Origin of the sequence: Veillonella sp. VA139 (assembly GCF_003992005.1) — a bacterium.
Taxonomy (GTDB): domain Bacteria; phylum Bacillota; class Negativicutes; order Veillonellales; family Veillonellaceae; genus F0422.
The window spans coordinates 1-12,989 of the sequence record NZ_RQVL01000002.1 but is presented as its reverse complement, the minus strand read 5'-3'; the positions used below and the strand labels follow the sequence as shown (position 1 = coordinate 12,989).

Annotated in this window: 16 protein-coding genes; 3 read left to right on the top strand and 13 right to left on the bottom strand. The window is 37.8% G+C overall.

Features of this window, described 5'->3' with window-relative positions; genetic code table 11:
- Positions 1 to 3: 3 nt before the first annotated feature.
- From EO125_RS01335 to EO125_RS01310, 6 genes are read right to left on the bottom strand one after another with little or no spacing between them, the layout of a single operon-like run.
- Positions 4 to 609 carry a 1-acyl-sn-glycerol-3-phosphate acyltransferase gene (locus EO125_RS01335; RefSeq protein WP_127147305.1) on the bottom strand — a complete coding sequence of 202 codons (606 nt, stop codon included), beginning with the start codon at positions 607 to 609 and terminating at the stop codon, positions 4 to 6.
- On the bottom strand, positions 602 to 1,288 hold the full coding sequence (gene cmk / locus EO125_RS01330; protein ID WP_127147304.1) for a (d)CMP kinase: 687 nt from the start codon (positions 1,286 to 1,288) through the stop codon (positions 602 to 604). Before cmk ends, EO125_RS01335 begins: the two co-directional genes overlap by 8 nt.
- A 1-nt stretch (position 1,289) precedes the next feature.
- Entirely contained in the window at positions 1,290 to 2,534 is a 1,245-nt protein-coding gene (locus EO125_RS01325) for an NAD(P)/FAD-dependent oxidoreductase (protein ID WP_127147303.1), read from the bottom strand.
- 8 nt (positions 2,535 to 2,542) lie between these two features.
- Complete coding sequence (locus tag EO125_RS01320; RefSeq protein ID WP_127147302.1) at positions 2,543 to 3,265, bottom strand: pseudouridine synthase; 723 nt, start codon at positions 3,263 to 3,265, stop codon at positions 2,543 to 2,545.
- Position 3,266: 1 nt separating this feature from the next.
- Entirely contained in the window at positions 3,267 to 3,803 is a 537-nt protein-coding gene (gene scpB / locus EO125_RS01315; protein ID WP_127147301.1) for an SMC-Scp complex subunit ScpB, read from the bottom strand.
- Positions 3,800 to 4,531, bottom strand: a complete 732-nt coding sequence (locus EO125_RS01310) for a ScpA family protein (RefSeq protein ID WP_127147300.1) — start codon at positions 4,529 to 4,531, stop codon at positions 3,800 to 3,802. The genes scpB and EO125_RS01310 overlap by 4 nt, the downstream gene beginning before the upstream one ends.
- A gap of 176 nt (positions 4,532 to 4,707) precedes the next feature.
- On the opposite strand from EO125_RS01310, the gene EO125_RS01305 reads away from it, so the two are divergent.
- Positions 4,708 to 6,534: a phosphoethanolamine transferase gene (locus EO125_RS01305; protein WP_127147299.1), complete on the top strand. Its 1,827-nt coding sequence runs from the start codon at positions 4,708 to 4,710 to the stop codon at positions 6,532 to 6,534.
- A 241-nt stretch (positions 6,535 to 6,775) separates the two neighbouring features.
- On the opposite strand, the gene EO125_RS01300 is transcribed toward EO125_RS01305, so the two are convergent.
- Both EO125_RS01300 and EO125_RS01295 read right to left on the bottom strand, forming a co-directional pair.
- Positions 6,776 to 7,993, bottom strand: a complete 1,218-nt coding sequence (locus tag EO125_RS01300) for a tyrosine-type recombinase/integrase (protein ID WP_001291561.1) — start codon at positions 7,991 to 7,993, stop codon at positions 6,776 to 6,778.
- Positions 7,994 to 8,074: 81 nt separating this feature from the next.
- The gene (locus tag EO125_RS01295; RefSeq protein WP_000814511.1) at positions 8,075 to 8,278 is read right to left on the bottom strand and encodes an excisionase; all 204 of its coding nucleotides are present in this window, start codon (positions 8,276 to 8,278) and stop codon (positions 8,075 to 8,077) included.
- Between EO125_RS01295 and EO125_RS10015 the strand changes: the two genes are divergently transcribed.
- Positions 8,262 to 8,513 carry a hypothetical protein gene (locus EO125_RS10015; RefSeq protein ID WP_001845478.1) on the top strand — a complete coding sequence of 84 codons (252 nt, stop codon included), beginning with the start codon at positions 8,262 to 8,264 and terminating at the stop codon, positions 8,511 to 8,513. The genes EO125_RS01295 and EO125_RS10015 overlap by 17 nt on opposite strands.
- A 225-nt stretch (positions 8,514 to 8,738) precedes the next feature.
- Here EO125_RS10015 and EO125_RS01285 read toward each other — a convergent pair whose 3' ends face one another.
- Together EO125_RS01285 and EO125_RS01280 are read right to left on the bottom strand one after the other, a co-directional pair.
- Entirely contained in the window at positions 8,739 to 8,969 is a 231-nt protein-coding gene (locus EO125_RS01285) for a helix-turn-helix domain-containing protein (RefSeq protein ID WP_000857133.1), read from the bottom strand.
- Positions 8,966 to 9,388, bottom strand: a complete 423-nt coding sequence (locus tag EO125_RS01280) for a sigma-70 family RNA polymerase sigma factor (RefSeq protein WP_000804885.1) — start codon at positions 9,386 to 9,388, stop codon at positions 8,966 to 8,968. The genes EO125_RS01285 and EO125_RS01280 overlap by 4 nt, the downstream gene beginning before the upstream one ends.
- A 504-nt stretch (positions 9,389 to 9,892) precedes the next feature.
- Between EO125_RS01280 and EO125_RS01270 the strand changes: the two genes are divergently transcribed.
- Positions 9,893 to 10,246 (top strand): helix-turn-helix transcriptional regulator, encoded by a 354-nt coding sequence (locus EO125_RS01270; protein WP_001227347.1) that lies wholly within the window; start codon positions 9,893 to 9,895, stop codon positions 10,244 to 10,246.
- Positions 10,247 to 10,305: 59 nt separating this feature from the next.
- Here EO125_RS01270 and EO125_RS01265 read toward each other — a convergent pair whose 3' ends face one another.
- From EO125_RS01265 to EO125_RS01255, 3 genes are all read right to left on the bottom strand, one after another.
- Entirely contained in the window at positions 10,306 to 10,473 is a 168-nt protein-coding gene (locus tag EO125_RS01265; protein WP_000336323.1) for a cysteine-rich KTR domain-containing protein, read from the bottom strand.
- 118 nt (positions 10,474 to 10,591) lie between these two features.
- Positions 10,592 to 12,511 (bottom strand): tetracycline resistance ribosomal protection protein Tet(M), encoded by a 1,920-nt coding sequence (gene tet(M) / locus EO125_RS01260; protein WP_127147298.1) that lies wholly within the window; start codon positions 12,509 to 12,511, stop codon positions 10,592 to 10,594.
- 15 nt (positions 12,512 to 12,526) lie between these two features.
- The gene (locus tag EO125_RS01255; protein ID WP_001814923.1) at positions 12,527 to 12,643 is read right to left on the bottom strand and encodes a tetracycline resistance determinant leader peptide; all 117 of its coding nucleotides are present in this window, start codon (positions 12,641 to 12,643) and stop codon (positions 12,527 to 12,529) included.
- Positions 12,644 to 12,989: the final 346 nt, after the last annotated feature.

Here is a 12,989-nt window from a genome sequence, read left to right as displayed (position 1 = left end):
CCCCTATTTATACTTACCTGCTTTATATTCATCAATCATAGTTTGAATAGCTGTTTTTACCACATCATTCACGTTTGCAATAGCTTCTACAGTTGCTTTTGCTTTTGCGACAGGAATCGGTTTCCCAATAATAACAGCCACTTCTCCACGAATCATTTTGTCGCTGCCCACAATGGCCACCGGTACTACTGGTACACCTGTGCGCAATGCCATCGAAGCTACTCCATCGTGAAAGCGACCTAAGATGTCACCCTTTTGTCGTGTACCTTCCGGAAAAATACCTAGCATTAAATTATCTTTTAGCAAATTCATAGCATGACGGATAGCTAATTTATCCACACCACCACGGCGTACCGGAAAAGCTCCTAACCAAGTGCACACAAATTTAGAAATAGGATTTCTAAATAGTTCCTCTTTCGCCATGAAGTTCACATGACGTGGCAAGGCAAATCCACATAAAGGGGGATCATTATTGCTCTTATGATTGGGAGAAATGATAACCGGTCCTTCTTTAGGCACATTTTCTTTTCCATATACCTTTGTTCTATACCACCAACCATAAACGATGGTAAACGCAGATCTCCATAAGCATTCAGAAAATTTATCCATGATAGCCTCCTAATTCTGCTTTGCGAATTAAGTCGATAAGAGTTTGTACCGTTTCTTCTATACTGAGATGATCCGTTTCTACAACAACTGCATCATCTACACATACAAGAGGAGATTCTGTTCGATTCATATCCATGGCATCTCGCTCTGCTACAGTACGACATACTTCTTCCAAAGAGATATTCTCGGAATCTTTCAACTCCAACCAACGTCGATGTCCACGAGTCTCCACAGATGCTGTTAAATAGATTTTTAATTCCGCATTAGGTAACACAACGGAACCAATATCCCGACCGTCCAGAATCACACCGCCCGCTGATGCCATGTGACGTTGCATTTCTACCAACTTAGTGCGCACCGCTTTTTGTGCAGCCACTTGAGATACATGACTTGTCACATATTGCGTACGGATATCTTGGGATACATCTGTTCCATTTACCCATACAGATAAACCCGTTTCTTCTACACGTAGTTCTAATTGAATCTTAGACAAAGCAGCTTCTACTGCATCTACATCATCAATAGATATACCCGCATTCAGTAGTGCCCAGGTAATACCACGATACATAGCTCCTGTATCAATATATAAATATCCTAATTTCTTGGCTACTACTTTAGAAATACTACTTTTACCTGCACCAGCAGGACCATCAATAGCTACAGAAATTCGTCGATTCATGTTAGACTCCTCCTTCTGCTGCATGAGTAGCAGCTACGTAGGCTGTAGAAAACGCAACTTGCAGATTATAGCCCCCTGTGAAAGCATCCACATCCAAGACTTCTCCTGCCATATATAAACCGTTCACCAGCTTAGACTGCATCGTTTTTGGGTCTACTTCTTTTACAGAAATGCCACCAGCTGTGACAATAGCCTCTGCTATAGGACGAGGTTTATGTACGGTAAGTCGCATATGTTGTATAGTATCCACCAGTCGCAAGCGCTCCTCTTTCGTAATATCGTGAATCGCCTTGGTTCCTTCTAATTCTGCTAATTGACATATAACTGGAATTAACTTGGATGGCAATAAACCTTTCAATACGTTCACTAATTGCTTATTTTGAGACTCACTGAAATCACGTTGTACCCGCTTATCTAAAACCTCTCTAGTTAATGCTGGTTTTAGATTAATTTCAATAGTAATGGGATCTACCTTTTTCTTCAATAATTTGGTCGCTGTATGAGAAGCCGATAAAATAATCGGTCCTGTGACCCCAAAATGAGCAAATAGCATTTCTCCAAACTGCTTCGTTTGCACTTTATTTTTCGCAATAATAGAGACTTCTACATTTTTAAGGCTCAGTCCCATTAAGTCTTTCACCCAATGTTCTTTGGTTTCTAAAGGAATTAAAGATGGCCTCAATTCCACGATAGAATGTCCCACAGAAGAGGCTAATTCATAGCCATCTCCAGTGGATCCAGTCAATGGATAGGACATCCCACCTGTTGCGATGATAGCTGCATCGCACTCATAGGTTCCTTTATCTGTAATCACACCTGTAATAGCGCCGTCTTTTACAATCAAATCCTTAACAGTTTCTTCTAAGTGAAGTTGTCCACCTAATTTACGATACGTGTCTATAAAAGCATTGCGCACATCCGTTGCTTTATCAGACTCTGGAAACACACGGCCACCTCGTTCTACCTTAGTAGGGACACCCCAACTATTGAGCAAATGAATCATATCTTCATTCGTCCATTGTTGGTAGGCACTATATAGAAATTTACCATTTCCAGGGGTTTGCTTAATAAAATCTTCTATAGGAGCTGCATTGGTCACATTACAACGCCCTTTTCCTGTAATCCCCATTTTAAGGCCCACCATCTTCATTTTTTCAATGATACGCACAGAGGCACCTAATTGTGCAGCTCGGACGCCAGCCATAAGACCTGCAGCACCACCACCGATGACAATAATTTTTTTCATATGTATCCTTATTTTATCGCTTGTAATTGTTTCACTTCTTCACGGGTTAATTTACGGAAAGCTCCACGCTTCAACCCTTTCAAATTCAATCCCGCATAATTGATGCGTTTCAAATTATGAATAGAGTACCCAAAGTGTTCAAACATACGGCGCACTTGACGATTTCGTCCTTCATGGATGGTAATCTCTACCGTTGTAAGACCTGTTTTGCCATTAAATCCATAGTCTGTAATTTCGCAAGGTGAAGTCATTCCGTCTTCTAATTTCACCCCTACCGCTAACTGTTCCAAATGTTCATCAAGCACACGATCTTTTACTTTTACTTCGTAGGTTTTCGTCACACCCTTTGATGGATGAGCTAAATTTTGCGCCATAGTTCCATCATTCGTCAATAGCAATAATCCTTCTGTATGGTAATCTAATCGACCTACAGGATAAATACGAACTTTTACAGAGTTAATATAATCCATAACTGTTTTGCGTCCTTCAGGATCTGTAATGGATGTAATCACCCCTTTTGGCTTGTTAAAAATATAATATTCCAATGCCTCTGGCTCCAATAGTTGTCCGTCCACTTTAACACGGTCACGTGTAGGATTTACCTTTGCACCCAATTCTTTTACATATTTACCATTTACAAGTACTTTGCCAGAGGTAATCAATTCTTCTGCTTTTCGTCGTGATGCTACACCACAACGGGCAATATATTTTTGCAAACGTTCTAGTTCCATATTATTCTCCTTTTATATCTATGGATAACCCCTCTGAAAGAGGCATAGACTGTTGCAACTCTTCAATAGAATTGGCACCTACAGTCCTTAAAAAGTTATCCGATGTTCCATAAATCACAGGACGTCCGATAGTTTCTTTCCGCCCTAACTCCACAATCATGTCACGGACCAATAATTGTTTTAATACTTTTTCACAGTTCACACCACGAAACTCTTCCACCTCACCTTTTGTAATAGGTTGTTTGAAAGCAATTACCGCCAACGTTTCCATAGCCGCTCCTGATAATTTTTCATCTCTATGGCGAATTTTCGTAACAAATTCACTGCATTCTTGGGCACTCACTAATTCTATACCCGATGCACTTTTACGAATGCGAATGCCTCGTCGTTCCTGAACCAATGTTTCTTCGTAAGCACTGACAGCCTGTTCTATTTCTGGCACATAGACCTCAAAAATATCCGCTAATGTATCTACCGTTAAAGGGGTAGCCGCTGCAAATAATACAGCCTCTAACTGCTGAAATTCAATACTACTCACAGCGCATCTCCTTCTTCTATACCTTCTACAATCACGCTATATATATCGTGATTACCCACTATAATCCGCAATAGCTGACGTTTCATCAATTCTAATAACGCTAAAAATGTAACCACACTTTCTTCCTTCGTCTGTGCCTGAGCAAATAAATGTATACACGGCACTTGTTGATGTCTCGTCGCTAGTAATACATCTTCAATCCCTTGTTCCAATGTATATTCTTCACGTTCCATCATAACTTTGGGAGCTTCTACCTCAGGTCGGTCATATCGTTCCTGTACCTTCTGAAAGCACGCCACAAGAGCATCCCACTTCACAGTACAAACAAGATCTAATCCCACTTGGCTAAGCTCTTCTGGTCTATTAAATACATAGGAACCATCGGATACACGTTCTTCCAAGAGACCCGTCAATTCTTTGATGCGTTTGAACTCCACCAATCGATTCACCAATTCGTCTCGTGGATCTTCCGTATCACTTTCATCCTTATGATTTATCTTAGGCAATAAAAGGCGTGACTTAATCTGCAACAAAGTAGCAGCCATCACTAAAAACTCACTACTATAGGCAATATCAAATTGATTCCAAGTTTTGAGTATATCCATATATTGTGAGGTGATATGCACAATGGGAATATCGTATATATCAATCTGATTCTTTTCAATCAAATGCAACAAAAGATCCAAAGGGCCTTCAAAAATATCCAGTTTAAAATCGTAGGTATTCATGAAAACTCCTTTCTACCAAAAATAAAGGTATGGCTTTCACCACACCTTGTATGAAAAAATTGCATTTCCTATTAGAAACAGTTAGAATAATACATAGACATACCAACGTATGTATCTAATAAGTATTATAAAGGAAATGGGCAAAAATTGCTACACCCAGAAAGAGAGGCGACATTATGCATCGTCAAAGATGGAAACAGTTGGGACTGTATACCATCGTGTCCACTATCATTGCAGTGGCACTATTTTATATCTACGAACCCATCACTTTAGGGTTTGACATAGAAGATATATTGACCTTATTCGTTCCTACCATTGTAGGCCTAACAATCTTACAATCGATCATTCGTAGCTCCTTTACAAAAGGATATCTCATTGGTCATAGCATAGTGGGTATCAGTTGGGCATTAACATTCCCCCTCTTATTCCATTGGTCCTATGAAAAACCATTTTACTTCTACGAATTTGCCAACGATTTTTTATTTGGTCTAGTCTTATTCTGTGGTCTCAGTGTCACCCATTACTGGCTATTACAATGGGGTAAAGGAAAACGTATTTGGTCGGCACTATACAGCATCCTAGATGTTCTATTATTACTGATTCCAGCAGGTCAAATTGGTTACTATTTATCCACTTGGCATTGTATTACTCCTGCCACTATGATGGCATTGTATCAAACCAACCCAGAAGAAGCCTTAGGCTTTGTGAAAAACATCATCGGCGTAGGTGGCATTGGTGGTGCTGTTGTTGGCATCGCTATCATACTTGGTATTTTATACTTTGCCAATATGAAAACTCAAAGGAACGATGAGCCTACTGTGTTCTATTCCTCTTTCTTTCAGCGGTATCAAAATGATATAAAGTGGATTCTATCCATCGCCCTCATCGTGTATGGTGGATATTACCTTTTCCCTCGTACAGATATCGTCAGCAATTGGCTAGAAGTTCGAGCCTATATGAAAGAGTTGCAATCTTATAATGATAAGCATGTTAGTGTATTTAACAATTTACAATTAAGCACTACCGAAACAGCGGCGCAAAAAACTCCAGGTACTGTCATCTTAGTCATTGGAGAATCTTCTTCTAGAGATTACATGAAAATGTATACTCCTGACTTCCCTTACGATGATACTCCATGGCAAGGTTCCCTGTATCAAAATCCAAACTTCAATGTCTTTAAACACGCTTACTCTTCCTATGTGCAGACTGTACCAACCTTGGAAAGAGCCTTAACAGAGCGCAATCAATATGACGACAAACCATTCTTTGATGCCACAACCATTATCGATGTAGCAAAAAAAGCTGGATATCACACCTCTTGGTTATCTAACCAAGGTGTATATGGTGAATACGATACAGCTATCTCTCTCATTGCAAAAGCAAGTGATACGCCCCGTTGGGCTCATGAATCCTATGCCTTCTCTGATCAATATGATGGCGCTTTGTTACCACTTTTAAAAGACGTACCAAAGAACCAAAATAATTTCATCGTCATCCATATTATGGGTAGTCATATCTACTACAACGATAGATATCCTCACGAGTTCAGCAAATGGAAACAAGGTCCAAACCCTGAAGGAATTGAAGCCTATGCCAATAGCCAACTATATACTGATTGGCTGTTACAAGAAATTTACACCTATGCTAAGGATAACTTAAACTTACAAGCCATGGTCTATTTCTCTGACCACGGAGAAAATATTAAAACATCTCACAATCCAGACATTTTCAACTTTGGAATGACACGGATACCAATGTGGGTGTACTTATCTCCTACATATCGTAATGCGTATCCAGAAACAGCAATTACCCTAAGCAATCATGAACAACAATATTTCACCAATGACTTATTGTATGATATGCTAGTAGGCATCATACATGCTCCATCTGGTAACTATGATGTAACACGAGATTTCTCCAATAAAGCCTATCGCTTTAATGTCAATAACTTAACTACAATGTTAGGTACACAACCGTTGTCCTTAGATCCTGAGGCGAAATAAACTACTACAAGCACAAAACAGGCACCAGCTATTGCGTTGGTGCCTGTTTCATATCTATTTTTTATTTAAACAAAGTATAAATTTCTAATTATCTTTTTATATTTTCTTAAATGCTCGTAAAGCCTTATTCTATGTGCTTTCGAGTATTTTTACTGTAGGAAGATACTTCACGTTTCTTTGCATATTTCCTCATGTCTTAGCTGTCAGAAGTGGTAAATAAGTAGTAAATTCATTTGTACTACTAAGCAACAAGACGCTCCTGTTGCTTCTCTTTATTCAAGCGTTTCATTTCTGCCATTGCAGAATCGAATGTTGCATGTGCGTAATAGTTCAGCGTCATGGCTATATTAGCATGTCCCATAATGTACTGTAATGCCTTTGGATTCATTCCTGCATTTGCATAGTTGGTACAGAATGTATGTCGCAAACTATGTGGAGTGATGTGTGGCAATTTATCCTCGTTATACTTATTGTATTTCTTAACAAGACCTTTCATCATGCCGTTGTAATCACTTGCCACTTTTGGATAGTTCTTTCTATTAAGAAAGAGAAAATCACTATATCCATCAATCTCAACACGCTTATCATTCTTTCGATTCGCTAACACTCGCTTAAATGCTTGATAGGCTTCTTCAACCATAGGAACTTGACGTTCGCCACTTTTGGTCTTTGGTGTTTCAATGTAGTACCCAATTTCAGTATCTCTCAATAGCTGATGGTCTATATTGACAAGACGATTCTCAAAATCTAAATCTGGAAGTGTCAAACCACCAAACTCTGAAATACGAAGACCTGTTTTTAAGAGTATCAGAATTTCATCATAATTTTTGCTGTAGGTTTTATCAGCTTTTGCAAAGGCTAACAGTTTTTCTTCCTGTTCTTCTGTTAGTACGGTCTTAGGGACAGTATCATCATCAAGAACTGCTTTCAGTTGAAAGTCAAATGGATTCTTCCGAACACAATCATCTTGTATAGCAATATAGAATGAAGCCTTTAAAGAACGTTTGTAGTTATTGATGGTTTGATAAGCATAACCATTTTCACTCATTCTAATAGCCCATTCTTTAGCGTCTGATGGCTTAATACTGTCAATACTTCTTACACCTAACTTGTCTTTCTTCAAAATATCCATAAGATATTTGCGTCCAGTTTCAGTGTTTTTTCTAACCTTTGGTCTTTGAGCGTTCTGTTTTGCGTAAAGCTGGCAGAGTGTCATTTTCTTTCCTACAACATCAATACCATCATGAATGTCTTTCTGTAACTCTGCGATTTTCTCTCTAAGTGAGATACAATCACGCTTTCCTGCTGGTACTCGGTCTGTAGCCACAAGTTTCCACGAGTAAACAAATTGCGGTTCTCCAAATGAATCTATATATTTGTATAAGTATCTTCCGTCTTTTCGTTGGCTCTCTCCAGTCTTTAAGATTCGACCTTTATTGTCACGTCTTTTTTCTGACATGGCATTTGCTCCTTTCCTTTATGGAAAGAGCCTTGATACGACTTAATACTATTTTATCATATACAAGACCCTTTGGCGACGCTAGATTGCGTCCAATGTATCTATAATTTTTTCAAATTGTTTTCGTTTAATCTGAATACGATTGCCATTCATAATCAGCCAATTTGCATTTTTATTTTCCTCTGCCAAGCGTCGTAGCTTGTTTTCGCCAATACGAAAATATTTTGACGCTTCTTCAATGGTTAGGGTATAACGTTCCCAAATAGGAATGTCAGTCTGCTTCATAAAATCCTCCTTTCCAAATCACTTATTTGGATTTCATAAAAGTTGTTTTACCAGCAATCGAACAGCTTTAGCAAAGCTCACGGGAGTTCCACCCCTGCATGGTTCTCATGTAGCCATACTCATTGCCTGCGACGGTTTTATCACGCTCGGACTATTGACTGTATGGGAGTATCATTATCACGATAAGAATGTCGTTGCAGGCAATCCTGCTAAAGATTGCTTCTCGGATCACTAACATGAATCGCTCGCTATCTTTATAAGATAGGTCATGGCGGTTAGTTCCGTTGGCTCTTTTCTTATCGAAACGTATTCGATTACTTTTATTCAGTTTTCAAAGAACAATGGCTCGTTAGCCTATCAAAACACATTGAAAGCTCAATATGCTTTGGTGGAATAACAAACCTCCCTGTTCGGGAAGCGTGGAATGGTTTAGCACGCTTCCACGAAAGGAGAGAGGATATTACTTAATTTCAAATGACAAAATCTTTGTAATCAGTCTGGTTTCCATTCTTCCACGTAAGACTTCATCAACGACCATACTTTGATTGCCATATTCATCTTTCATAAGTCGTAGGGAACGCTTCGTTATGTACCCTCTGTAATGATGTAGAATCTGGTTAATCGCTTCGGTATCGCCATCTGTTGCCTTTACAATGAGAGGAAAGGGAATCATAGGATATTGTGTTTTCATTCTTCAAATTCCTCCATAAACTTTTTAATTAAGGCTAGTCCACTGGTTCTATGCCGATAGACAGTAGAACGGTTCAATTTCAACAGATCTGCAATTTCTGAATCGCTCATGTCCATAAAGTAAAACAGCAGTAGAATTTCACGTTTCTTGTCTGGCAACTCACGTAATGCTTCACTCAACAAATCATTTTCAACGCCTACTGATAACCCATTGAGTGTAAAAATCTGAAAGTCAGTTGAATAGTTATCTGTTGTCGCAAACTGGCTAACAAGATAATCGCCAACATCCGAAAAGGACACCTCACGCTTTGCAATCCTTGAAAGATAAAGCATATAATTCTTTCGCTCGTCTTCCATAGCACGTTTACAGATATAGTCAAACTGATTTTCTATTGTGGTCTGAAAAGAAGATGGTTTCATGTTTCTCACCCCCTTTCTGTCTAGGAAAGGAAGTGAGCCTTGCTCGTTTATCTCCTTTCACTCTTAGTCCCAATGTGAAAGGGGGATTTGTTGCATTACTGATAAATAAACTTTGTAAAAAAGTTCTGAATAGCCAAAAAAGCATATAAACAGATTTATTTCTCTGTTTACATGCTTCTGTTATTCTATCTATATGATTTATAAAACCACATTGGTGGACGTACTTATCTATTGCAGATAGACGACTTTTTTTGACAAGAACCCAATGTAAGGAAATTTATTGTATATGATGTACTTCATGGCGACGTTGACCTCCAACAAACCGCCATTTGGAAGTAATATACAATATTTTAACAGCGTAAATAGCACTACCATATAACGGTTTTTTTTATTGGCGTTTAGTAGTGCTTTTTATTAAATATAAACCTATAAACCATATAACACGTTTTTCTATACCTGTTTTTAATTCAGTAGGAACAATAAAATGTATAGAGGTGGTCTACTATGCGTAAAAAAGAAGATAAATATGATTTTAGAGCCTTTGGTTTAGCCATTAAAGAAGCTCGATTGAAACGAGGTTTAACTCGTGAACAAGTGGGAGCATTGATTGAAATTGACCCACGGTACTTAACTAATATTGAAAATAAAGGGCAACACCCCAGCATACAAGTTCTTTATGACCTTGTATCGTTACTTCATGTTTCCGTTGATGAATTTTTCTTACCTGCTAATAACTTGGTAAAAAGCACCCGACGATTACAGATAGAGAAATACATGGATAGCTTTACAGACAAAGAACTATCCTTAATGGAATCTTTAGCCAGCGGTATCAACGAAGCAAGAAACATCGAAGACTAATTAAAAGAATCCATACATAACGGAAAGAGCCGATAAAATGAGATTGTATTAATCTCATTTTATCGGCTCTGCGTCTTTGCGTCTGGCTCTGTAATCACAGTTACTTTGAACTGCTTTATTTCAATTAAATTTTCTTGTCTGCATTTCGGACAATAGAGGGGGAATTTTTTTAATTCAGTATCTTCCCTTATCTTTAATCGTGTTTTATTTCCACATACAGGACACAATATCCACTTGTAGTTTATAATAACTATCTCCTCCTTTACACTTTAATTCAAATCTTTATTAAAAAATATTTCATCTTATTTAACAAGAAACCATATTTATATAACAACATAAAATACACTAAGTTATTTTATTGAACATATATCGTACTTTATCTATCCGACTATTTGGACGACGGGGCTGGCAAACAGGTTCACCGGTAGTAACATGGTACCCTTTTAACTCTGTTAAACAAACACTACGTCCATTTGTAAAGAAAGTTAAATCACTACGATATTCTTGAATACACCGAGCAGGGATTTCTCCACTAAGAATGACCTCATTATTTTTCAATTGAGTGTCTACGATGTTCGCACAATATTTAGGAGCATCGTTGTATGCTCGTAAAAGATATTCCTGTGGCGCATAAATTTTAAAACTAAGATATGGCTCTAACAATTCTGTTCCAGCTTTTTTTAAGACTTGTTCCAATACAATAGGAGCAAGCATCCGAAAATCTGCTGGGGTACTAACAGGGCTATAGTATAAGCCATACTTAAAACAGATTTTACAGTCCGTCACATTCCAACCATACAATCCTTGTTCACAGCCATAGCGTATCCCCTCCATAACTGCATTTTGAAACGATTGATTTAAGTATCCAAGAGAAACCGAGCTCTCATACTGTACTCCGCTCCCTAATGGAAGCTGTGCTACAGATAGACCAATGGAAGCCCAGAAAGGATTCGGTGGAACTTCGATGTGAATGGTATACTCAGCTTTTTTTAACGGTCTTTCCATATAAATGACTGTAGGCTCTTTTATTTCTATCTCCACATGATACTTTTCTTGCAGCAGAGCACAAGTCACTTCCATTTGTACTTTCCCTAAGAAAGAAAGTATGATTTCATGTGTCGCAGAATCCACATAATATCGCAGAAGCGGGTCACTGTCGGAGATTTCCAAAAGGGCATCAAGCAACATTTCTCTCTGTTCAGGTTTACTCGGTTCAACAGTTGTTTGTAGTAGAGGGTGCGGATTTTCAATCTTTTTTCTCTGTGGCAATAGTTTTGTATCTCCAAGAACACTATTTAACTTCAAAAACTCATTCTGCAAAATAACAATTTCCCCGGAATAAGCCTTATCGATTTTACATAATTCACCATTTATTGAAGTATACATTTCTGTAATTTTTATTTTTTCCTTTTCCGATATTCTAACCGAATCTCGCAAATGCAGTACGCCACTATAAAGACGTATATATGCAAGACGCTGTCTTTTTTCCGAATACTCAATTTTGAAAACTTTTCCGCAAAGTTCAGACTGACCTCGATGTGTTGATGAATAAAATTTATTAGTAATAACTTCTATAAGGTTATCAATCCCTATATTACTTTTTGCACTTCCATGATAAAGAGGGAACAGAGAACAATTCTGAAATCTTATGCTTTCCTCTTGTTCGAGTTCCAATGCTTCTAATGATTTACCGGACATATATTTCTCTAAAAGGTCATCGTTTCCCTCTATTACCGTATCCCATTGTTCAGATTCGGTAAAGTTCGTCACACACATATTAGGATACAGTTCTACCTTCTGTTTGATTACAATTTCGGCAGAAAGTTTCTCTTTAATATCCTGATAAACCGTTGATAAATCAATTCCATTTTGGTCAATCTTATTGATAAAAAAGATTGTGGGAATCCCCATTTTCCTAAGTGCATGAAATAATATACGAGTTTGTGCTTGTACGCCATCTTTTGCAGAAATCAGTAGAATTGCCCCATCTAAAACTGATAATGAACGATATACTTCTGCTAAGAAATCCATATGTCCTGGCGTGTCTATGATGTTCACCTTCGTATTTTCCCACTGAAAAGAGGTTATTCCTGTCTGAATTGTAATTCCTCTCTGACGTTCTAAAAGCGTATTATCCGTCCTCGTTGTACCTTTGTCCACGCTTCCTAATTCTGTAATCGCTCCACTGTTATATAATAAGCTTTCTGTTAAGGTAGTTTTTCCCGCATCAACATGAGCTAAAACTCCAATATTAATAATTTTCATGTGATTTTCCTCCATTCAAAAGCCCAAAAGGGCATAAAAATCCCAGTGATAAATACTCTTATCACTGGGATTTTTATGCATAACCATAGGCATACAAAGCATACAGATATTCTCCGGATACTTTAGAATCACATGATAAAGGTATTCTTAAACTGGGTACAAAAAACTAAGCCCTCCTAAAAAAGGACATCCAATTATTTGTTCCCACTATCAAATTGACAGTTTATTTAAGAATACCTTGCCGCATATTTATTAACTCCTTTTAAATAGATACTTAAATTATAGCACGTAAGAGCATATTTGTAAAGGAATCTCCAATTTTGACAGTGTAAAATATTTTGTGTAAACGTGTTTAGTTAGTATTGAAAAAAGAACTGAACTTCTTTAAGATTTAAGTGTCAAATAAAAATCACAGAAAGAAGGTTCAGTTCTTATGACTAATACTAACACAAATTTATTAAATGCACTACCAGTAAAT

Excerpts from the sequence above, each read along its gene's own strand:
- EO125_RS01335 (WP_127147305.1), bottom strand. The coding sequence starts at position 609 with ATGGATAAATTTTCTGAATGCTTATGGAGATCTGCGTTTACCATCGTT.
- cmk (WP_127147304.1), bottom strand. The coding sequence starts at position 1,288 with ATGAATCGACGAATTTCTGTAGCTATTGATGGTCCTGCTGGTGCAGGT.
- EO125_RS01325 (WP_127147303.1), bottom strand. The coding sequence starts at position 2,534 with ATGAAAAAAATTATTGTCATCGGTGGTGGTGCTGCAGGTCTTATGGCT.
- EO125_RS01320 (WP_127147302.1), bottom strand. The coding sequence starts at position 3,265 with ATGGAACTAGAACGTTTGCAAAAATATATTGCCCGTTGTGGTGTAGCA.
- EO125_RS01310 (WP_127147300.1), bottom strand. The coding sequence starts at position 4,531 with ATGAATACCTACGATTTTAAACTGGATATTTTTGAAGGCCCTTTGGAT.
- EO125_RS01305 (WP_127147299.1), top strand. The coding sequence starts at position 4,708 with ATGCATCGTCAAAGATGGAAACAGTTGGGACTGTATACCATCGTGTCC.
- EO125_RS01300 (WP_001291561.1), bottom strand. The coding sequence starts at position 7,993 with ATGTCAGAAAAAAGACGTGACAATAAAGGTCGAATCTTAAAGACTGGA.
- EO125_RS10015 (WP_001845478.1), top strand. The coding sequence starts at position 8,262 with ATGTCAGTCTGCTTCATAAAATCCTCCTTTCCAAATCACTTATTTGGA.
- EO125_RS01295 (WP_000814511.1), bottom strand. The coding sequence starts at position 8,278 with ATGAAGCAGACTGACATTCCTATTTGGGAACGTTATACCCTAACCATT.
- EO125_RS01285 (WP_000857133.1), bottom strand. The coding sequence starts at position 8,969 with ATGAAAACACAATATCCTATGATTCCCTTTCCTCTCATTGTAAAGGCA.
- EO125_RS01280 (WP_000804885.1), bottom strand. The coding sequence starts at position 9,388 with ATGAAACCATCTTCTTTTCAGACCACAATAGAAAATCAGTTTGACTAT.
- EO125_RS01270 (WP_001227347.1), top strand. The coding sequence starts at position 9,893 with ATGCGTAAAAAAGAAGATAAATATGATTTTAGAGCCTTTGGTTTAGCC.